Raw genomic sequence first — 21,652 nt, forward strand, 5'->3', positions numbered from 1 at the left:
CAGTATGATAATGAACCCCAAAAAAATAAAAAAAGCGATAGTGATTGGGGCTGCAAGTGGACTCTTTGTCATTAGTACAACGGTTGCTCTGATTAGCTTGCTCCCGCTTTATAGTCGGATTAAACAACAAGAAGAACAGAGTTTATTATTGCAAACTGAAAAAAGTGCTGTGGCTCTCGAGATTTTTTTAAGAAAAGCTCAGGAACAGGGATTACAGTTTGCTCAAAATCTTCAAGTCCAGCAAGTTTTATCGAGTTTAAATACCGGAATCAGTGCAAAAATTTCTTCAGAAAAAATTAAAGCTGATCTGCAACAAAAATTAAATCAATCTGTTGTCGGAATTGCTTACCTTGATTCTCAAAATCAAAAACAGTTTGAAGTGGGTAAACCTTTACCCGATCAAGTTTTTAAGAGTTTGAGTTCGGGTACAAACTCATCTAAAGTCAAGCTATTTTGGATTGAACAAGACTTTTACTTTGCCGTTCTTAATCCAGTCATCAATTCCAAAAAAGTTGGAACCAGTATCGTTCTCTTTCAATTCCCTCAGATTGAACAACTTAATAAGTGTACTCGATTTTCCCAAGTTTGTCACGCCATTTTAGGAATTCGACAACCTGAAAAAACAGAAGCATTTTTTCCTTTAGGTAATCCCGATTCTACATCTGATGATCTCTTGCTTCTCGATCCGTCAATCAAGATTGCAATTGATAAATCTATTCGCGGAGAAACCGGAGCATTATGGTGTAAAGAGTGTGACTATTTTATCACTTATAGTCCAGTTCAAACGGTGAATGGGGGTTTATTACTGGCGACGGGAAAATTTGAACTTTATGCTTCGATTTATCGACAATTTCTAACGGTTGCTGGAGCAATTGTCATCTTAATTGGACTAGGAACAACGGGAGTAGTCTTAATTTTACGTCCACTGACGAATCAAATGCAAGCAGAAATTCTTGAGCGTCAAAAAGCAGAAATTGCTTTACGTCAAGAAAAAGACTTTAATCAAACCCTTTTTCATGCAAATCCAGCGTTATTAATTGTGCTTGATCCAGAAGGAAAAGTCACATTAATGAATGATGCGATGCTGAATGCTTTGGGTTATAGCTTAGAGGAAGTTGTGGGTACTGATTATTTAGCAACATTTATTCCTCGCAAGAATAAAGACGCTTTACCTTGGGTATTTGAGTTGATGATTCATCGCCGACTCCCCATCAGAAGTGAGGAAAAAGTTTTGATGAAAAATGGCAAAGAAATTATTGTAGAGTGGTATTGTCGGGCTGTTTTTAACTCAGAAACAGAGGAGTATGAATACTTTTTAGGGGCTGGATTGGACATAACTGAACGCAAGCGGTCTGAAGAAGAATTACAACTTCTTCAACGGATTACAAATGCTGTCAGTATTGCTTCAGATTTTGACTCCGCTATCGAAGTTGCTTTGCGTTTAGTCTGTGAAACGACGGGTTGGGAATTTGGCGAGGCGTGGGTTCCTAATGCAGAAAAAACTCATTTAGAATACAGTACAATTGGCTATGAAAATAATTCTAAAGCAACAGCATTTCGTCAACAAAGTCACAGTCTTAAATTTGCACCCAACGAAGGATTACCGGGACGAGTTTGGTCTTCTCAAAAACCCGAATGGATTCCTGATATTTCGAGAGAGTCTGACACTCAATTTCCTCGGACTTTAATTGCGGCAAAATATGAATTTAAAGCTGGATTTGGAGTGCCGATTTTATCCAATAATCAAGTCTTAGCGATACTTGTTTTTTTAATGTCTGTTCCTAAAGCGGAGGATAGACGTTTAGTTGAATTTATTTCTTCAATCGCCACACAACTCGGTACTGTCTTTGAACGCAAACAAGCGGAAGCGAAGTATCGAAATATCTTTAAAAATGCAGTAGAAGGTATATTTCAAATGAATTTAAAAGGTCAATATACCAGTGCAAATCCGGCGTTAGCCAATATTTTAGGTTATAGTTCTCCCCAGGTTTTACTCAATAAACAAACCCCAGTTAAAAATATTTACTTTCAGAGCGAACAGTATTCTAAATTTATTCAAACGTTAAATAAACAGGGAGAAGTTTCTAATTTTGAATCACAAGTTTATCGTCAGGATGGACGTTTAATCTGGATTTTACAAAATGCTAGAGCTATTCGTTCGTCGAAAGGAAAGCAAGTGATCTATTATGAAGGCTCGGTAATTGATATTACAAATCTCAAGAAAACTGAAGAACGATTACGGTATAGTGCGTCTCACGATGCTCTAACAAATTTATGGAATCGATCCTTTTTTATTGAACGACTCAAAAAATCTATCACTCGTCTACATAAACATTCTAATTATCGATTTGCAGTGTTATTTTTAGATTTAGATGGCTTTAAAATTATCAATGATAGTTTAGGTCATGGGATGGGAGATTTGTTATTAATCGAAATTAGTAAACGTCTAAAAAATTGTATTCATTCAGGTAATATTTTATGTCGATTAGGTGGAGATGAATTTACAATTTTATTAGAAAGAATTTCAGATATCAACGAAGCTCAAGAAATCGCTTCCCGAGTGCTGAAAATACTCAATAAACCCTTTACTATCAAAGGTCATAAAGTGTTTATCGGGACAAGTATTGGTATTGTTAAAGGAACTCGTGAATATCATCTTCCTCCAGAAATTTTGAGAGATGCAGACACGGCGATGTATCGCGCTAAAAAACAAGGAAAAGGCTGTGCTGTTTTGTTTGATGCTGCTATGCGAACCGATACGTTGCGACGTTTACAAATTCAAACGGATTTGCGATTTGCTCTGGCTCAAGAAGAATTTCAACTCTACTATCAACCCATTATAGAATTAAGTACGGGTAAAATCGCAGGTTTTGAGGCTTTATTGCGGTGGGAACATCCCCAAAAAGGATTTATTTCTCCCGGTGAATTTATTCCCGTTGCAGAAGAAACTGGAATTATTGTCCCTCTCGGAGAATGGGTATTACGAGAAGCTTGTCGTCAGCTTCATACCTGGAAAGAGAAATTTTCCCCTTCCAAGTTATTAATGATGAGTGTGAATTTATCAAGCCAACAATTTACCGCAGATTTAAGTCAACGGGTTGATCAAATTCTCCAAGACACTGACATTTTAGGACGAGAATTGAAATTAGAAATCACTGAAACTGCAATTATGACTGATCCTCAACTTACGATCGCCACTTTAAATGAATTGAAGCAACGAGGAATTATGATTTGTATTGATGATTTTGGAACAGGTTATTGTTCTTTAGGATATTTACATCAGTTTCCCGTTGATATTCTGAAAATTGATCGTTCTTTTGTGAATAAAATGCAGCTAGACGATAAACGAGAAATTGTGAGAGTTATTGTTGAACTCGCAGAGAGTCTGAGAATGGATGCGATCGCCGAAGGAATAGAAACAAAAGAACAATATCTTCAGTTAAAAAACCTCAATTGCAAATACGGTCAAGGCTATTATTTCTCGAAACCCCTACACCCCAACGAAGCTGAACAATGGTTAGTCGGAACTCGAAAAGTCAGCTAATTCGCCAATCGGGGAGTGTTAAAGTCGATGGGAGACTCTAACACTTTTGGCTTCTGGCAATTCCTTTATTTTTTCTGATTTTTACGACTAAAATAAGTTTGAAACATTTGCTTGGCAACAGGAGCAGCAGCAACAGACCCATAACCCCCATTTTCAATCACCACAGCAATGGCAATTTCGGGATTCTTAGCCGGCCCAAACCCGACAAACAGAGAGTGAGATTGCTGCCACAACACCTCAGAAGTTCCGGTTTTACCGCCAGTGAGGGGAATTGTCCCATCATTCATTCCCTGACCCGTACCATACTGAACCACGCTCACTAACCCTTCTTTAATCGTATTAATCGCCTGTGGATCTAACCCCGTCGGCACAGGTTTAGTTTCCGGGGTATTCGTCATCTCAGCGAGTAAATGAGGTTTAACCCGATTCCCGCCATTGGATGCTGTCGCCACCATCACCGCTAGTTCTAAGGGAGTTGCTAAAACAGCCCCCTGACCAATAGACATTGTAATCGTATCACCCAAATACCAGGGTTCGCCGAAAATTTCTTCTTTGTTATCGGGAGTCGGAACAAAACCTGTCGAACCTTCACCCAATTTCAGCAACTTCAAGTCTGTGTTGCCAATCCCAAAGCGCCCCGCCCACTTAGCAATTTCTTCGGCACCGACTGCCATTCCCAAACGATAAAAAAACGTATTACTACTAAAAGCCAAAGCATCTCTAAACCCAATCACGCCGTAACTGCCACTATGTTCGTGAAAGGTGATTCCGCCAACCGTAATCGATGCAGAAGTCCCAATCATCGAACCGGGGGAAAATTTACCTGATCCCATCCCTGCGGCGGATGAGACAATTTTAAACGTGCTACCGGGAGGATATCCTTGTAGGGTGCGGTTGAGAAAAGGATTCTCTAAGCCTTGTAAACGTTGCCATTCTTCAGAAGAAATGGGTTTGGTAAATGTATTGGGATTGAAGCGGGGACTACTGGCCATCGCCAACACTTCTCCCGTTTTCACATTCAACGCTACAGCGGCGCCTCGTCGGTTTCCAAGTCCCTGTTCTGCTGCTTTTTGTAGGGCAATATCGAGAGTGAGCTTGATACCTTTACCACCGATAGAGGGTTTTTCACCTAACAGTCGCAATTCTTCGTTTTGAGCATTAACTTCGACTAAACGCGCTCCCCAAACTCCGGCGAGTTGGTCATTGGCACCGGCTTCCAACCCCAGTTGGCCCACAATCATTCCCATCGGATATTCTGGGTTCGCCTGTAAATCTTCTAGGGTTGCTTCGCCAATATAACCCAGGACATGAGACGCTAGACTCCCGTGTGGATAGTAACGATTAGAGTCACTGCGAATTTCGACACCGGGTAACTCTAGGGCGTTTTCTCCAATCCAAACAAAAGCTTCTGGGGTGACAGACCGAGTAATCCGAACGGGAGCGGCAGAGTTATAGTTGACTTTTTCTAACTTGGCGATAATTTCTTCGGTTGGTACATCTAGAACTTTGCTTAACTGTGAGGCGGTTTGCTTCCATTCTTCGGGGGTTTGTTCCTTTGGCCACAAGTAGACCGCCCGAGTCAGATGATTGTCGGCTAGGGGTTGATTATTTCGATCATAAATTCGACCCCGATTTGAGGGAATGGGTAATAAACGAATTCGATTTTCTTCAGCCCGGATGCGGTTTTGCTTGCCTTCTATCAGTTGTAGTCCGACCAAACGATAGACACTCACCCCCATCAGTCCAGTGATTAACAAAATAAACGCTACGGCTCGATAGAGATAGCGAGAATCCCGTTTATCGCTTTTAGAAGGGGATTTCAGAAAATTGATAGAAGACGTTTCAGATGTAAATGACAATTGACGCACCATAGCCCTGCCGTGTCAATATTGATTTAAAAATTACAGTGACAAGTTGCCTGCTATAACCGTTGGTCAGTGTTGAGCTGATCATCAGCGATCGCTGATTACAGGTTACTTTTGATTTTTTTATTACACAAATGTCAATCACTCGTCATTGGAACACAAGCTAGACCTGTTTGTAAACTCAATCATTCTCCCATCAACCAAGATAACGCGAATCCGAACAGCATCAATCCAGCCCACTGCGGCAGGTGTAGCCAATCAAGACCGTAGCTTGGCCAAACGATAAACACCTCACAGAAGATCGAACTGACTACGACAATCACGAGTGCGAGTAAAGTTGACATGGCTGTTGTTTTTGACTGGCGGGTGTTTTCGGTTGCCCTATTGATTTTAAACGAATTCCGCAAAAATATAGCGATCGCGTCCCTGTTTTTTGGCGGTGTATAGGGCTTCATCGGCTTGTTTGATGAGTGTGTCGGGTTGGGGTTTTGATGTGGGAATACCGGTGCGAATTCCAATGCTGACTGTTACGCGATCGCTCACTTCGGAAGCTCGGTGGGGTATGTTTAAATTCTGGATTTCTGCGCGGATCTTTTCGGCGATATGAACGGCTCCTTTTTCATCGGTATTGACTAAAATAATCACAAATTCTTCCCCCCCGTAACGGGCCACCAAATCGGCCGGACGTTGGACGGATTTTTTCAGACTTTGGGCTATTTGTTTTAAACAATAATCTCCGGCGGGATGACCGTAGGTATCGTTGTAGCGTTTGAAATAGTCTACATCTAATAATATCACAGATAGGGGATATTCTTCTCGAGTTGACCGCTGCCATTGTTGCTGGAGATAGGTTTCAAAATAGCCCCGGTTGGCGACTTGAGTTAACGGATCGGTGCGGCTGAGTTGTTTGAGTTGTTGGTTGGCTTGGCGAAGTTCGATTTCTCGCTGACGCAGGGCGATTTCTATCCGTTTGCGATCGCTTATATCTAATATAATCCCGGACCAACAAACCTCCCCATTTTCTCGGCGTTGGGGTTGGGAATTGACTTGCAGCCATTTCTGTTGGCCGGAAGGGGTGGTAATTCGCCATTCATAGCTAAATTTTTCTAAAGTATCGGCTGATTTCATCAGGGCTTGTTCGTAGCCCATCGCATCTTCTGGAGACATATACGCCCACATATAATAGTCTGCATCCTGTACAAAATCTGCCAGAGATACTTCATAAATTTGTTCAATTTCTCGACTAACAAACTCAAAAATTAGCCGACATTTTTTATTAATGACGCAAGAAAAAATAATTCCGGGTATCGCATCGGACAGGGCGTTAAAACGGGCTTGATTTTCTCGTAAATCTTCTTCTATTTTCTGTCGTTTTCCTATTTCTTGCCGAAGGTTTTGAGTGCGCTGGTCGATTTTAGCTCCCAGTTCTTCATTATAGTTTATCAGGACTTGTTCGGCTTCTCGACGCAAACTAATATCCTCAAAAACAACGAGGGCATGGGTAATTTGTTGTTCGGAGTTAAAAATAGGAATTGAGCGAACTTCTAGATAAATATTAACTCCATTTCGTTTAATCATCATGTTATTTACAGTAACCGGCTCACCCCGCAAGGCATACACAAGGGGTAATTCTTCGCGAGGATAAGCTTGATCTGTATCCGCAATGTAGATTTTATACGCTGAAATTAACTCCGCTTCTGTGCTATGAGGAACAATATCATCGCCCAAAAGTCGCTTTGCTTCTTGGTTGAGATAAATCAGTTTTCCCACGCTATTATGAACCGCCACACCCACCGGAACCGCATTTAAAAATTCGGCCGTATTCCTCTCACTTTCGGCAAGTTGTTTATTCAATTATTGAGTTTCAGAAAAAGAAAGATTTAACTGATTTGCCATCTCTAAAAATGAAGTTTTTAGCTGCTGAACTTCAAGGATTGGGGTCGGCTGAATATTAATATCTAGTTCTAGACTGCGACTAAATTTAGCCATTGCATCCCGTAAATTTAAAATGGGCTTCGTCATTAATCGAGTCACAAAAATACCGATAAAAGTAGAGCCAATTAACGCCAATACCGCCCCGGCAATTGTTCGGGAAATAATAGCATTAATTTGTCCCATGTAGTCCGTTTCGGGAATGACAACCGCAATCAACCAATCCAACCCGTACTCATCTCGATAAGGGACAACCTGAACAAAATATTTCGGACTAAATAACCGGGGACGAATGGAGAATAAACTGCTTTTGTTTAACTTTATGTCTTGAAGATTGTGGAGGGGTTTAGAACGGGGTAAAGGGTCAATTTTTCGACGGTATTGCCGCGTCTGAAAAGCGAGAAACTCCGGATCTTTAATTGAGTCAAGATTATTCCATTTTTGTTCTAGTTTTTGGGCGACGGTGCGGGTTATCAAGTCTTGACTTTCGGTGGCTTCCAGACGAATTAATACTTCTCCGTCAATATTTTTAACAAAGGGTTGCTCTCGGGTGGACGTGGCAACAATATTACCCAAACGGTCAATAATAAACGCTTGTCCCTCGGGAGAAAAATCCAACTCCGCCAAAAATAAATTAATATCGGATAATAATATATCCGAACATAAAACCCCTTGAAATTCTCCCCGAGAATAGACCGGAGTGACGGCTGCTAAACTCGCTAAAGGTAGCCCCGCCAATGGATAAATTGTCGCCCAAGTTTGTTTGTTCAATTTGACGGCTTCTTGATACCAGGGTCGTTCTCGCACATCCCAATTCGGGAGGGATTGAACTAGATTTTGAGGACGACCTGACTCGTCCAATAAATAGTAATTTCGATTTCCGGGTGGAGTCCCTTCAAGTTTTCCTAAAATATATTTACCTTGAGAATATTCACCTTGAATAATTCCCGTCCCCCGATTGTATCCTATAGCAATAAATTCTCCTTCGGGAGTTGAAAAAGTGATCGCCGTTGGAGTGGGATCAAAAATCTGCATTTGTTGCCAAAACTTTTGTTGTAATTGAGAAAGATTTGTAAAGTCAAGTTTGCCCGTTTCAATAGCGGCTTTATTTAAAGCAATCATTTGATGGGGAATTTTGAGATAATTATCGAGGTGGGTACTGACTTCATTTCCAACTTCTTCGGTGAGTTTATGGGCTGTCTGTTCAATGGTTTGGCGTTGACTGCGATAATATAAATAGCTAACTAAACTGACCACACCCGTAACCTGTACAACAAACAGAACAATTAATAGGGTTCGCAGCCGAATATTAACTTTTGGGTTGGTTAGCTTTTGTTTGAGGTTATTTAAGAACATAATAAGGTGTTAATTTCAGAGGGTTTATGTGGAAAAATGCGGGGGCGAGGGGTCGGCATAAAATAGATTGAGATAGTTTTATTTTTTAGAAGCGTATACAATGTTTCAGCCCCCAAGTTATTATTGTACAACGTTTGATACGATTGTTTTAAGGTATAATCTGGGTTCATAAAACTTGATCAAGTGATGGGTTAACGGCGATTATATATAAATTAAAACTTGAGCGGAACATCAATTAAAAATAAATCAATTTTTTTTTATGTTCTTAATAAGCCTATAAAAGTTTCTAAAACATTTCAATTCCATTAGCTTAACTAATACAACCGATCAAACCTTCAGTGGATTAAAGGCCGTGGGAGCAGTTGAGCTTGATTTGACCTTTGACACTCCCACGCCCTAAAGGGCGGGGATTCTTCATTCTACGACTCGACTTGCTGAGATAGGATTTCTCCTACGACAGTAGAGGTTGAATCTCAGTCGCGCGTTCGGATCTAAAATCCAAGTGACCGTATCCCTACCGTACTCAAAGCGGAATTGAGAATATTAATTGCGGCGTTATGATCCCGATCCAACTCGCATCCGCAGCGACAAATGTGGGTTCGAGTTGATAGAGATTTTTTAACAATTGTTCCGCAATTCGAGCAATTTTGAGAAGTATAAGCCGGATTAACTGCAACCGTTACCCGACCAAATTTGCTACCAAAATACTCCAACCATTTTCTGAATTGATACCAACCTGCATCATTAATTGACTTAGCGAGACAATGGTTTTTCACTAGATTTTTGATCCTCAAATCGACCTAGGCGACCAGATCATTAGATTGGATTACGCAACGCGCCACTTTCTTGGCGTGTTCTTCACGTTGCCTACTTATTTTGAGGTGTGCTTTACCCAGTCGTTTAATGGCTTTTAATCGGTTGGCACTACCTTTTTTCTTCCGAGAAACCTGCCTTTGATAAAGCTTTAATCGTTTCTCGCTTTTTCTGTAGAAACGGGGGTTATATTCATTATTGTTATTGCTATCTGTGTAGAACTCTTTTAATCCTACGTCTAATCCAATTGTTTTTCCAGTTGGCTGTGTTTCTACCTTCACATCGACTTGGATGCAAAACTGAACATAATACCCATCCGCTCTTCTAACCAGTCTTACCCGTTTAATTTGTTCAACCGGATAGAATGCTAAATCCCAAGTTCCAATCAGCTTGAGTTTTCCAATTCCCTTTTGATCGCTCAATTCGATATGCTTAGGGTCTAAAAGTCTCCAACCACTCTGTTTATATTCAACAGAACGACAATTCTTCTTGAATCGTGGGACTACCTTTTTTGCCCGGAATATTCTTTTTACAGTTCTCGAAAAATCTGGCAATAGCTGACCAACACCGTTCTACAGATGCGCGGACTCGCGTGTGAATTCAAGTCTTTAACAAAAGGGTACATAGCTCGGAGTTCAGTGTTGTATCGATACAACTCTTTTCTTCCGAGTCCACGATTATCCATCCAATACCGCAAACATGAATTCCGAACAAATTGAGCGGTTCGGATAGCTTCGTCGATTGCTTTATATTGATATAGTTTACCTTTTGCCTTGAATTCGTAAACTAGCATTGACGCTGACTTGTTTGGCGTATAACAATAGTATCTCACCTACAGTTAGATTTGTCTGTATTGACTTAGGTTAACCGTCGTAAACGACGGGGCTTGTATCCCGCTTTTTATCGGTCAAGACGGACATCCGATGGAAACCCGGCCCAAAAAATTCGGAATATATCCCTTTTTGATGAACTGTTCTGATCCGAATATCGATTAATATAGAGGCGTGGTATGTTTGACAAATATTTTATAATCGTGTTCAAAAGCCTACGAGCTGACTTCCGCATAATATTCGAGCGAGATCCTGCGGCTCGCAACTGGCTTGAAGTTCTGTTTTGCTACCCCGGTCTTCAAGCGCTATTGTTTCATCGTCTCGCCCATTGGATGTATAGTCTAGGAATGCCTTTTATTCCTCGTCTGATCTCCCATTTGGCTCGCTTTTTAACGGGAATTGAAATTCATCCCGGCGCCACCATTGGAACGGGGGTATTCATCGATCATGGTATGGGTGTTGTGGTTGGTGAAACGGCTATTATTGGAGACTATTGTCTGATTTATCAGGGAGTAACTCTCGGTGGTACTGGCAAAGAAAGTGGCAAACGACATCCCACTTTGGGGGAAAATGTGGTTGTGGGTGCAGGCGCGAAAGTTCTCGGAAATATCCAAATTGGCAACAATGTCCGCATCGGTGCGGGTTCAGTTGTGTTGCGGGAAGTTCCTTCCGATTGTACCGTTGTTGGAATTCCGGGGCGCGTGATTTATCGTTCGGGTGTGCGGGTTGACCCCCTCGAACATGGTAGCCTACCTGACTCGGAAGCGGTTGTAATTCGCACTTTGATGGATCGGATTGAAGCCCTCGAAACTCAGGTTCACACCTTAAACGATCAGCTTTCTGGAGTTCCCGCTCAGGCGTTAACTCAACCTTCTTTATGCTTTACCTCCGAAAATAATCATCTTGTTAGCGACTCCCAAGAGTCTGAGGTTGATTGCAGTGGCCAGACAACCTGTTGCAGTCTCAAAGATAAGGAAATTTTAGAGTTTCTCGATGGTTCGGGTATCTGGCATTTAGACGAATGTTCTCGGTTTTCTAAGGATTAACCGCTTGAGTTAACCAGTTATTATTGGCTTCTCGCCAGTACAGAGAACGGTTCTGAGGTTCCCCCCGCAATTCTAAGTGATCAATGTGTTCGGGTTCGAGCAACAATAGGCAAAATTCAGCAGGGGGTTCCACCGTCCATACTTCTGGCGGAGTAAACTCGGACCCATCCACACGAGATTGACCCGGTGACGGCCAAAAAAATTGAGATCGGGCATTATCGGAAAGATCTTGCCAAGTGTGTTGACGTTCTGGCGATAAAATCGGATCGGAAGATGTCGCGGTAATGAGTGTGAGTTCACCCAAAAAACGGAATTGTTCTCGGGTTTTGGGAAAATACCAACAAGCTTCCCCCGAGGAATTTTTGGTAATTTGTTGTACTTTTTGACTACGACTATCGGTGATAATTTTTAATTGATTTGTGTGATTAACAAAACCTCGAAAAACAACGGTGCGATTAGCCGGACGTCCATCACTGCGAACTGTAGCCAGTTGAAAATAGCGAGAATATTTTAAACTGCGATTTCGATGCAAAGCACGGGCTAAAGGTTCTCTCCAAGGCGCAAGTTCCATATTAGACAATATATTACAAAAATCAATTACAAATTATACAGCGATCGCAAAGTACAGCGCGACTTCTGATCTCATTCTAAAGAAAATCACAACAATCGAGCAGAATCCAAAAAATTACTGTTAAACTAATATAAATTTTGGGATAACTAATATTTATTGCTTAAATTTAAGCGTTAATTAGGGGGATTTTAAGTGCAAATTACATCTAGCAATATAGACTTAAGAGTAGATGACAGTTTGATGCGGGTTTATGTCGCCGCACCCAAACCGTCGGGGGTTTATCCCGGTATTGTTTTTTATAGTGATATTTATCAGTTAGGTGGGCCGATTATTCGTCTCGCTAATTATTTAGCTGGATATGGTTATGTGGTTGCCGCACCGGAGATTTTTCATCGCATTGAACCCATTGGTGAAGTGATCGAACCTGATGATCTCGGACGAATGCGGGGGAATGATGACGCTCGTCAAACTGCTATTAAAAATTATGATAGTGATGGTCGGGCGGTAATTGACTTTTTGAAGTCAGAAAGTTCGGTTGCAACGGATAAAATTGGTACATTAGGCTTTTGTATTGGCGGACATTTAGCGTTTAGAACTGCCTTTGAAAGTGAAATAAAAGCATCTGTTTGTTGTTATCCCACGGGTGTTCCGAGTGGGAAATTAGGTCAAGGTGTCGCCGATACGATTCAGCGAGTTGCTGAGATTAAAGGTGAGATGTTAATTGTATTTGGAACTCTAGATCGTCATACACCAGAAAATGACCGTTTAACGGTAAAAAATGAACTCGAAAAGGCAAATATTCCCCACAAAATTGTTACCTATGAAGCCGAACATACCTTTATGCGAGATGACGGTTATCGTTATGACTCGGTGGTAACAACTGCGGCTTGGTCGGAAATAACAGCATTTTTAGAGCGTGTATTTGCGAGTTAAATCTAAATTCTGAAAGCGTATAAACAAACAAAAAAAGTCCCCCAAAGTTGGAGGATTTAGGGGGCAAAATAGAAGACTTTAACTTAGTGCATTGACTGTTCTAACGCATCAGGTTTATCGTGAATCGCCAAACGATCTAATAAAGTTGCACTGGCTTTATTTAACCCAATTAATGATACGTGAACTCCTCGTTTGCGGAAGCGTAAAACCACTTTATCAACCGCATCGACCGCAGATTGATCCCAAAGATGGGCATGAGTCAGGTCAATGGTGACTTTTTCTAAATGTTCGTGTAAGTCAAAGGAATTGAGGAAATTCTCGACGGAAACGAAGAAAATTTGACCATTCACACTATAGATCCGTTCCTGTTTTTCCTCGATTAATAATGAGTCAATAAAAATCAAAGCGGCAATTTTGCGACTGAAGAAAATCGTACTTAATGCTACCCCAATAATTACCCCAATGGCTAAGTTATGAGTCAGGACTGTGACCAATACTGTTGTCACCATCACCGCACTTTCATTCTTGGGAACCCGGCGAATATTGCGGAGAGAATTCCAGCTAAAGGTACTGATAGCAACCATAATCATCACCGCTACTAAAGCCGCCATGGGGATACGGGCAACCCAATCTCCCAGTAGGATAATACAAGTCAGCAGAAATATTCCAGCACTCAACGAGGAGAGTCGAGTCCGTCCACCTGAACGAATATTAATCACAGATTGACCAATCATCGCACAACCTGCCATTCCGCCAAAACATCCGGCGACAATATTGGCAATTCCCTGACCCATTGCTTCTTGGTTTTTATTACTCGAAGTATCGGTGAGGTTATCGATCACATTTGCTGTCAAAAATGACTCTAATAAACCCACTAAAGACAATGCCAAAGCATAGGGTAAAATAATGTCGAGGGTTTCCAGGTTTAAGGGTACAATGGGGAAGGCAAAGCTCGGTAAGGTATCGGGTAAGGTTCCCATATCGCCAACGGTGGGAACGTCTAAGCCCCCGGCGATCGCAATGGTTGTTAAAACGACAATGGCAACTAACGGCGAAGGGACGGCTTTGGTGAGGCGGGGAAGTCCGTAGATAATTCCCAGTCCGGCGGCGACCATCACATAAACCAGCCAAGACGCGCCTTCAAATTGGGGAAGTTGGGCGTTAAAGATCAAGATAGCCAGGGCGTTAACGAAACCCACCATCACTGCCCGAGGGACAAACCGCATCTGATTTCCGAGTTTGATCCATCCAAACAAAATTTGCAGAAAACCTGTTAGGATTGTGGTGGCGAGTAGATAGTTTAAGCCATGATCGCGGACTAAAGTGGTCATCAGCAAGGCCATTGCCCCTGTTGCCGCAGAAATCATTCCGGGGCGTCCGCCCAGAAAAGCGGTAATAATGGCAATGCAAAAGGAGGCATAAAGTCCAACTTTGGGGTCAACTCCGGCGATAATGGAAAAAGCGATCGCTTCGGGAATTAGGGCTAAGGCTACCACTGATCCGGCGAGGATGTCTTTTTGGACGTTGGAAAACCAGTCTTGCTGAGTTAGAAGTTTTTTCATTGTTTCCCACAATTTAAAGGACAAATCAAGTTAATTTTCTGTTTCTCTGCACACCAATTCGGCAACACAGTTGATGAATATCGGTTGGTATTGCTAGAAATCTTGTTCTCTGGGTTAAAAACAGATTGTTAAAAATGGATCTCAAAATTGAATGATAGTCTTCACGCAGACGATTAAGTACAATTGGCTATCTCTAATATTTGTCAACCAGATTGTCAAAAAAATTTTGTTTTGAAGACACGCTAATGTTGATTTGGATGAAGTGAAGCCTCGCTTAAATCACTGACAAGGGTATCGTTAGAGGGGTTCATACTAAAACAGTTTGCTTAATCGCTTACTTTTATCCCTTTTATTTTTTCAGTGATTCTTAAATTAATTAGGGATTTTCACGGAAGTGACTCAGAGATTGAGTTTTTGAGATGACCTGATCAAAGCTAATGCTACTTGTGTATCACTCTCCCCACAATACTTAGAATACTGGACTTTTCCTCGGAAGTCAAGTGGCTCATTCTCTCCTGACTAATTAGGATGATCATTTTCAATTTCAGTCAAATATTATCCAAAAAATTTTGAGATTTTGTGTAGTCTAGAAGGCTAAATCGGAATGGGAGAGTCTACATAAATAGTGGGTTCTTTCATCTCAAATTCAATCCCATAACTGATCAATTTCTTCGAGATTTTTTCGTTGGCTAATTCGAGTAAACGTTTTCGCAGTTGGGTGGAGTCTTCACTAGAACCGAGTATAAAGAAGGTGACTCTCGCCCGAGTTCCGGGTTTATTTTTAGGTTTAAGTAATGTAATTTTGGTACTTCCCGGATCAATTCCATAGAGGGTGTCTGTACTTTCTTTGACAACTTTATCAATCAGGGCAGTTTCTTGTTCTTCGAGTCGGCGTTTGAAATCTAGATAAAGCAAGACCATGACTTTTTTGCCTCTCGTAATGTTCTCAATATCTTTAGTTGCCATGATCGAATTAGGAACAATTAAAAGTGTATTGCGGGCGGCGATTCTAATTTTTGTTGAACGTAAACCAATGGCTTCAATCCGTCCATAGGTGTCTTCTTGATGAGGATTAAAATTAACCCGCACATATTCACCTGGAACATAGGGACGATCACAATAAATCACAATAGTTCCAATAAATTGTTCTAAAACTCTTTGGGCTGCAAAAGCGATCGCAATCCCACCAATTCCAAAACCTGCCACTAAACCGAGTAAGTTAAAATTATTAATATTTGCAAAAAATATCACGGCAAAAAAACCGATAATTACATTACTGATTGTTTCCAAAACAATAATAAATTCATCCGGTTTCAACCCCATTTTTTGAATAATAACAATTCCGTATAGACGCAAAAATTGCCGAAATAAACGTGAAAGCAACCAAGAGGCACTAATCGTAATACTTAAATATAGACAAAATCTCAAAAATTCATAAAGTTCTTCGTAGGGCTTAAGAAGGTTTAAGCAAAAACTGATTAAGATCAAAGTTCCGGTAATTCTAATCCCAACTTTTAAGGGAATAATAAAGTTTTTGTTGATATTATCGCCGATTTTTGGAAAGAATCTTTGATTAATAAGAATAATCAAATTAGGAGTATATCGACCAACAATGAGTGATAAAATAATAAAAAATAGAAAGGCTAAAAGCCGTATGCCTAAACTGATGAGAAACAGTTGTATTTCCTCATTCCAGGGCATAATTTCTTTGAGAATAGTAAGCATATCCATCTTAGATATTTACGGGAGAAGTAACATTTATTCGTTTTTCTTCAATATCAAATTCTATACCAACATCTTGTAATCTTTGGGTAATATTTTGTTCCGCTATTTCTAACAAATGAGTCCGAAAATCCATTGACACATCACCTGAACCTAAAATAAAGAAAGTAACCTGGGCTTCAACCAAAACTGCATCTTCATTATTGTCACTCGCAATTTCTTTAAAACTCACTTGAGTAATGCGATGATCAATCCCAAAAATCTCTTGGGTGCTATCTAAAACAATTTGACGAATAAAAGCTTTTTCTTCCTCAGAGAGTAAACGATAAAACATTAAATGAATCAACGAAATAATCTTTTTCGCATTCGTTAAGTTTTCAATGCTAACTTGAGTTAAAATATTATTAGGGATGATCACTAAACTTCCTTTTCCTGAAGTTCTAATTTTAGTCGAACGCCAACCAATGGATTCCACTCGACCAAAGGTTCTATCGGGTAAATGAATATAATCATCAATCACAAAGGGTCGATCTAAATATAAAACAATTCCTCCAAGTAACTGTTCTAGGGTTTTTTGGGCTGCAAATGCTACTGCTAACCCTCCGACTCCGACACTCGCGAGTAAACCAATAATGTTGATGCTATGAGTTTGAGCAAAGATAAAAACAACAGTAATAACAATCAGAATATTAGCAACGGCTTGAATAACAATTAAAATCTCACTGTTGAGTTTACGTCTTTTTTTGACAGCATTATCTAACCAATAAACCTGAAAAAACTGTTTAAATATTCGGTTAATTTGCCAACCTACAGCAATCGTAACAACGACCCCTAAAGGAACTTCTAGCCACTTCAACCATTGGGGAATCGGTGCGATCAAAATCGCCGCATCAAGACTAACAATCAGGAAAATAAATCCCAATTGATTTTGAAAAGGAACAATAACTTGCTGATAAATTTTTTGCAGTTCTGGAGAGGCAAAACGAGCTGTGATCTTTCCGATCAATCGCGGAATAAAAAACGTAAAAAATCCGACAAAATTCACGAAACCAAGTATCAAAGCAATTCTAATGCTCAAGATTGAAAACGGAGCATCAGTCAAAAAATCAAGAGAAGAAGCAGAACTTTGAGCAAATACCATAATCACGGATATAAAAATAGAAGCTAAAGTCTGAAAATGAATTGAATCGATCCAAAAGTCAAGAACTTTCTGTCGTTTCAGACGGAGTTAAAATTTCTGACTGTTCATAGACATTAATAGTTAACTGGATCATTTTGTGGAGTGGATTTTGTACCCACAGTTTTTGCATCGGGGTTTCAGGTTCAGAAGTAATTTTAACAGGCTTTCCGGACACACAAGTATAAACTTGCTGTTTGTTTCCACAAGGAACAACAATATCTCCTGTTCTAATATTAACAACTAATTGAGTAGCCGGAGGATTAAGTTTAATCACCTGCTCGGGAATTTCGGGTAAAATAGTCCGAACGTAAGTTTTTACAGGTTTAGGCTGTTGTTGCTCAGAAGTTGAAGCCGCCAGAGACAGAGGATAAGCAGGGTTAGAGACGACTAAAAACAAGAGCAATATTGCCGAAAATAAAAATCCTCGTTTCATTCAAGGGGAGGCAAGTATTATGGGAGTCTGATGTAATTGTATCGTAAAAAGCATCAATCCGTTCAAAAAAGAAAGAGAGAAACCCAACTCAATGAGTTCCTCTCCTGACAAGCAAAGAGCTATGAAAATGTGACTGATCTGACTACCAAGGTTAAGAAAAGAACCAAGCAAACAGGTTTTAATAGGTTTGTCTGATTTTTTCTAAGAGTGAAACACCCATTCACCGGATATTTCTATCATATTCACGATCAACTCATTTCCACAGTCCCTTTTTTAAGCGACATTCCCAACTCTGCTTTTATGAGTCATCAATAAATCCCAGATTAATTAGATTTCAGATATTCTTCTAACATATCCGAACCGCCAATTAATTTCCCATCAATAAAAACTTGTGGAGTCGAAGTCGCCCCAGTCGCCGCTTTAATAGAACGAGTCGAAATATCTTCACCTAAGACAATTTCTTCAAAATTCCAACCCCGATCTTTGAGCATCGATTTTGCTTTTGCACAGTAGGGACAACCCACTTTACTAAACATAGTAATCGCTTTGGGTTTAGTCGCGCTCGGATTAATATAGTTGAGCATTGTTTCAGCATCCGACACCTCAAACGGATCGCCAGGAACATCCGGTTCGATGAACATTTTATCGATAACACCATCTTTAACCAGCATTGAATAACGCCAAGAGCGCTGTCCAAATCCTAAATCGGCTTTATCGACTAACATTCCTACTTTTTCAGAAAATTCACCATTCCCATCAGGAATGAGCATAACATTTTCAGCTTTTTGATCTTTTGACCATTCATTCATTACAAAAGCATCATTGACTGAAAGACAGATAATATGATCAACCCCATTTTGTTTAAACACGGGAGCCAACTCATTGTAACCGGGAAGATGAGCCGAAGAACAAGTTGGGGTAAATGCACCGGGAAGCGCAAATACAATTACCGTTTTACCTGAAAACAGTTCACTCGAAGAAACATCAACCCAGTCATTATTTTGGCGGGTTCTGAATGTCACATCTGGAACTCGTTGGCCTTCACGATTTTCTAGCATTTCGGTTTTCTCCTATTCAATGTGTTCAAGTTGAGTTTTTGATAGCAGAGAAATCAGTTGGAGGGACAAAGAAACTCGGTATTTTTCTACAAAAGTCCCGCTTGTTGCTCCCCTAACCGCTTTCTTCACCATTGTTATTATGCAGCGATCGCTTCGGTGTAGGGAACAAAAGATTTTTTACTCGCCCCACAAATCGGACAATACCAATCTTCGGGAATATCTTCAAATGCGGTTCCGGCTGCAATTCCAGAATCGGGATCACCGACAACCGGATCATAAATCATCGAACATTGCTTACAAATCCATTTTCCGCTTGTGGCACTTTTCGCCCCGGGTTCTACCCCATCCAAAGCCTGTAACGCTTCGGTGTATTGGTTGGCGTGATGGTTTTCGATGGAGGTGAGGAAGCCAAAGTTTTGGGCGGCTTTGCGGAAAATGCCAGCGTGTTCTTTAGATTCGGCAATTTGTTCTTTAAACTCTGCAACAGCTTTGTCATCGCGATCTTCGACGGCTTGGGTGGTGAATTCGGGATACATCGTGGTGTATTCGTAGGTTTCGCCTTCTATCGCCAATTCCAAACAACGGGAGATCATCGCTTTTTTTTCGGCTTCACTAAGGCTAGAAGCGTCTTCAACCGCTAATTCCGGGTGAATCAGGCGGAAGTGAGCAAAGGCGTGTTCGGTTTCTTGGTTGGCGGTTTCCCGAAAGAGTTTCGCGACATCCCCCATACCTAGTTTTCGAGCTACTTCTGCAAAAAATAGATACTTACGATTTGCCATAGACTCGCCTGCAAATGCAGCATCTAGGTTTTTTGCTGTGTTGGAGTTTGACAGATCCATAGTGTTCTCCTCGTCGCGAGAAAGGTTGATTGAGTCGCTACTATCTCAGAATAATTCTGATTTAAGAAAATGTCAAGCAAAAGACAAAAACTTAGAAATTACTCCATATTTTCTTGGATGTGATATAATATAAGTCAGGACAGCCACAACAACACGCCATCATGGTTAGCAACGCCACCCAAAAAATTGAAGCGCAAATGCGAGCGAAGGGTTTGAGGATTACCCCGCAGCGATTTGCTGTTTATGCCAACCTGCGATCTCGTTTCGATCATCCGACTGTCGAAGAAATTTTAGTTGACGTTAACCGCGATCTACCGATTTCTTCTAAAGCAACGGTTTATAGTGCGTTGTCGGTGTTGCGAGAAGTGGGATTAGTGCGGGAAGTTTTATTAGAAGAAGGAGTCACTCGTTATGATGCTAAAGTTGAACCCCATCATCATTTTTGCTGTCAAACTTGTGGCGCGATTCAAGATATTGACTGGGAAACTTTTAGTAGCTTACAATTAGATCGGCTTCCCGAGGGAATACGAGTTAAAAACTATGAAGTGATTCTCAAAGGTGAATGCGATCGCTGTACGGGGAAGTAGAAAAATATTTTAAAGCAAAAAAAGGGGATGTGATTGTCCCCTTTGCTAGTTAGACTTGATAGTGAGTTAGGATTGTTTGAGTTAGGATTGTTTCCGCTTTCTCAAAGCCATACCCGTTACCCCGAAGATAAAGAAAGCCACAAAACTAGACGGTTCCGGTGCTTTCACAATCACAGAGTTAGTTTTCACTTCTACTAACGTTAAAGAGGTATCTTCGCTAAATTCCTGAGAAAAATACTGACCTAAATAAACTGCATAAATAAACTCTTGATTTCCTTCAAAGTCTTGAAATTCAAAATCTTGAATTAAAAAGTTAGAACTCTGTTGAACTTCCAAGAAGTCACCATCACCCGCAGTTTTTAATTTTCCAGAAATCGTGAAATAATCAATGATGTTTTCTGTAGAATCGTCAAACAGGAAGAACGAAATATTACCCTCAGCAATTGCGGCTTCACCCAGAGGATTGTCAATTGAGGTTTCTAGATCAAAAACAGAAACAAAATCAAAAGAAAATGTTGAACCTGCTTCAATAAAGAAGTTACGCCCAATCACAGCAGCTTCACTATTGGCGATACCCAAATATTCTTTTCCCTCTCCACTAGCGATCGCAGAAGAATAGTTCTCTGCATACGGAATTAAAGTCTGTTGAAAAATAGCATCTGCGTCTGCATTTGCATCAACTGAACCCTGACTTGCAAAAGCGAAAGTCTCTGTATCTGCTAAGGTTTCAACACTCAAAGGAGTCTGACTAAACTCATAGAGAAAAGCTATAGAGTCTGAAGAAGCAAAAGTCGCGGCAATACTGGGTGAAGCGGTAACGGTTAACGTTGTTAAAACGGGAATTGAAGTTAAAACTAGATTGAAACGTTGCTGTAATTGTTTTAGCATGACTGATTTTATTACTGCCTTGTTGTTATTTCTGAACAGTTGTAACGGTTTTTCGGTGAAAGGCTAAATTTTTTTCTGTTTGTTAGCCACGTTATTTTTCGAGAGTATTAATACTCTATTTTTGCGCGAATAGAGGGAAGAGTTTGAAGAATTAATTTTTGGAATGTTCAACTGGTGTATCCATCAGTCTAGATGCACTTTTACCCCAAAACAAAGCTGTAGCTAGATGTTCTTCTTAGCTAATGGATGGATGGATTATTGTAATGGATTTGTTACTATCAGCTTAGTCTGATTGGTATCCAGAATAAAAGATAGTTATTTAAAAATTTGAACTTTTTTTGTAAAGCTTTAGTAAAATTAGATCGACTTAATCGTTATAACTCGACCGATCCCCGAGATGGAGAGATCCAGAGTTCGAGGCGAGGGTCGGGAGAATTGATCTTCTCAACCCCAAACCCCAAGCCTGATGGTCTAAATGTTGATCGTCAAAGCC

15 protein-coding genes and 1 pseudogene are annotated in these 21,652 nt (G+C 40.5%); 4 read left to right on the plus strand and 12 right to left on the minus strand.

What is annotated here, in order from left to right; genetic code table 11:
- Positions 1–10: 10 nt before the first annotated feature.
- Entirely contained in the window at positions 11–3,544 is a 3,534-nt protein-coding gene (locus tag M595_RS07145) for an EAL domain-containing protein (RefSeq protein WP_023065430.1), read from the plus strand.
- Between the two features lie 65 nt (positions 3,545–3,609).
- Here the strand turns inward: M595_RS07145 and mrdA are convergent, their stop codons facing one another.
- The 4 genes and pseudogenes from mrdA to M595_RS07165 form a co-directional block, all read right to left on the minus strand.
- Positions 3,610–5,415: a penicillin-binding protein 2 gene (gene mrdA / locus M595_RS07150; RefSeq protein WP_023065415.1), complete on the minus strand. Its 1,806-nt coding sequence runs from the start codon at positions 5,413–5,415 to the stop codon at positions 3,610–3,612.
- Positions 5,416–5,799: 384 nt separating this feature from the next.
- Positions 5,800–7,263, minus strand: coding sequence for a sensor domain-containing diguanylate cyclase (locus M595_RS07155; protein WP_023065427.1), 1,464 nt, complete (start codon positions 7,261–7,263; stop codon positions 5,800–5,802).
- Positions 7,264–8,697: a cache domain-containing protein gene (locus M595_RS07160; RefSeq protein WP_023065460.1), complete on the minus strand. Its 1,434-nt coding sequence runs from the start codon at positions 8,695–8,697 to the stop codon at positions 7,264–7,266.
- Positions 8,698–9,116: 419 nt separating this feature from the next.
- Positions 9,117–10,303 (minus strand): annotated as a pseudogene (locus M595_RS07165) (RNA-guided endonuclease InsQ/TnpB family protein).
- Positions 10,304–10,543: 240 nt separating this feature from the next.
- Here M595_RS07165 and cysE point away from each other — a divergent pair.
- Entirely contained in the window at positions 10,544–11,386 is an 843-nt protein-coding gene (gene cysE, locus M595_RS07170; RefSeq protein ID WP_052001718.1) for a serine O-acetyltransferase, read from the plus strand.
- On the opposite strand, the gene M595_RS07175 is transcribed toward cysE, so the two are convergent.
- Positions 11,376–11,957, minus strand: coding sequence for an Npun_F5749 family FMN-dependent PPOX-type flavoprotein (locus M595_RS07175; RefSeq protein WP_023065433.1), 582 nt, complete (start codon positions 11,955–11,957; stop codon positions 11,376–11,378). The two genes, cysE and M595_RS07175, sit on opposite strands and share 11 nt — an antisense overlap.
- A gap of 192 nt (positions 11,958–12,149) precedes the next feature.
- Here M595_RS07175 and M595_RS07180 point away from each other — a divergent pair, with 192 nt between their 5' ends.
- Entirely contained in the window at positions 12,150–12,890 is a 741-nt protein-coding gene (locus M595_RS07180; protein ID WP_040483720.1) for a dienelactone hydrolase family protein, read from the plus strand.
- Between the two features lie 83 nt (positions 12,891–12,973).
- On the opposite strand, the gene M595_RS07185 is transcribed toward M595_RS07180, so the two are convergent.
- From M595_RS07185 to M595_RS32870, 6 genes are all read right to left on the minus strand, one after another.
- Positions 12,974–14,452, minus strand: coding sequence for a SulP family inorganic anion transporter (locus M595_RS07185; RefSeq protein WP_023065420.1), 1,479 nt, complete (start codon positions 14,450–14,452; stop codon positions 12,974–12,976).
- 594 nt (positions 14,453–15,046) lie between these two features.
- Positions 15,047–16,183 carry a mechanosensitive ion channel family protein gene (locus M595_RS07190; protein ID WP_023065387.1) on the minus strand — a complete coding sequence of 379 codons (1,137 nt, stop codon included), beginning with the start codon at positions 16,181–16,183 and terminating at the stop codon, positions 15,047–15,049.
- 1 nt (position 16,184) lies between these two features.
- Positions 16,185–17,315 carry a mechanosensitive ion channel family protein gene (locus M595_RS07195; RefSeq protein WP_023065438.1) on the minus strand — a complete coding sequence of 377 codons (1,131 nt, stop codon included), beginning with the start codon at positions 17,313–17,315 and terminating at the stop codon, positions 16,185–16,187.
- Between the two features lie 58 nt (positions 17,316–17,373).
- The gene (locus M595_RS07200) at positions 17,374–17,787 is read right to left on the minus strand and encodes a hypothetical protein (RefSeq protein ID WP_023065409.1); all 414 of its coding nucleotides are present in this window, start codon (positions 17,785–17,787) and stop codon (positions 17,374–17,376) included.
- Between the two features lie 323 nt (positions 17,788–18,110).
- Positions 18,111–18,845: a glutathione peroxidase gene (locus tag M595_RS07205; protein WP_023065444.1), complete on the minus strand. Its 735-nt coding sequence runs from the start codon at positions 18,843–18,845 to the stop codon at positions 18,111–18,113.
- 137 nt (positions 18,846–18,982) lie between these two features.
- A complete protein-coding gene (locus M595_RS32870) occupies positions 18,983–19,684 on the minus strand; it encodes a rubrerythrin family protein (RefSeq protein ID WP_023065408.1) in 702 nt (233 codons plus the stop codon).
- Positions 19,685–19,845: 161 nt separating this feature from the next.
- On the opposite strand from M595_RS32870, the gene M595_RS07215 reads away from it, so the two are divergent.
- Complete coding sequence (locus M595_RS07215) at positions 19,846–20,271, plus strand: Fur family transcriptional regulator (protein WP_052001715.1); 426 nt, start codon at positions 19,846–19,848, stop codon at positions 20,269–20,271.
- 81 nt (positions 20,272–20,352) lie between these two features.
- Here M595_RS07215 and M595_RS07220 read toward each other — a convergent pair whose 3' ends face one another.
- The gene (locus tag M595_RS07220; RefSeq protein WP_023065470.1) at positions 20,353–21,159 is read right to left on the minus strand and encodes a PEP-CTERM sorting domain-containing protein; all 807 of its coding nucleotides are present in this window, start codon (positions 21,157–21,159) and stop codon (positions 20,353–20,355) included.
- Positions 21,160–21,652 lie beyond the last annotated feature (493 nt).

Source organism: Lyngbya aestuarii BL J, from assembly GCF_000478195.2.
Classification (GTDB): Bacteria; Cyanobacteriota; Cyanobacteriia; order Cyanobacteriales; family Microcoleaceae; genus Capilliphycus; species Capilliphycus aestuarii.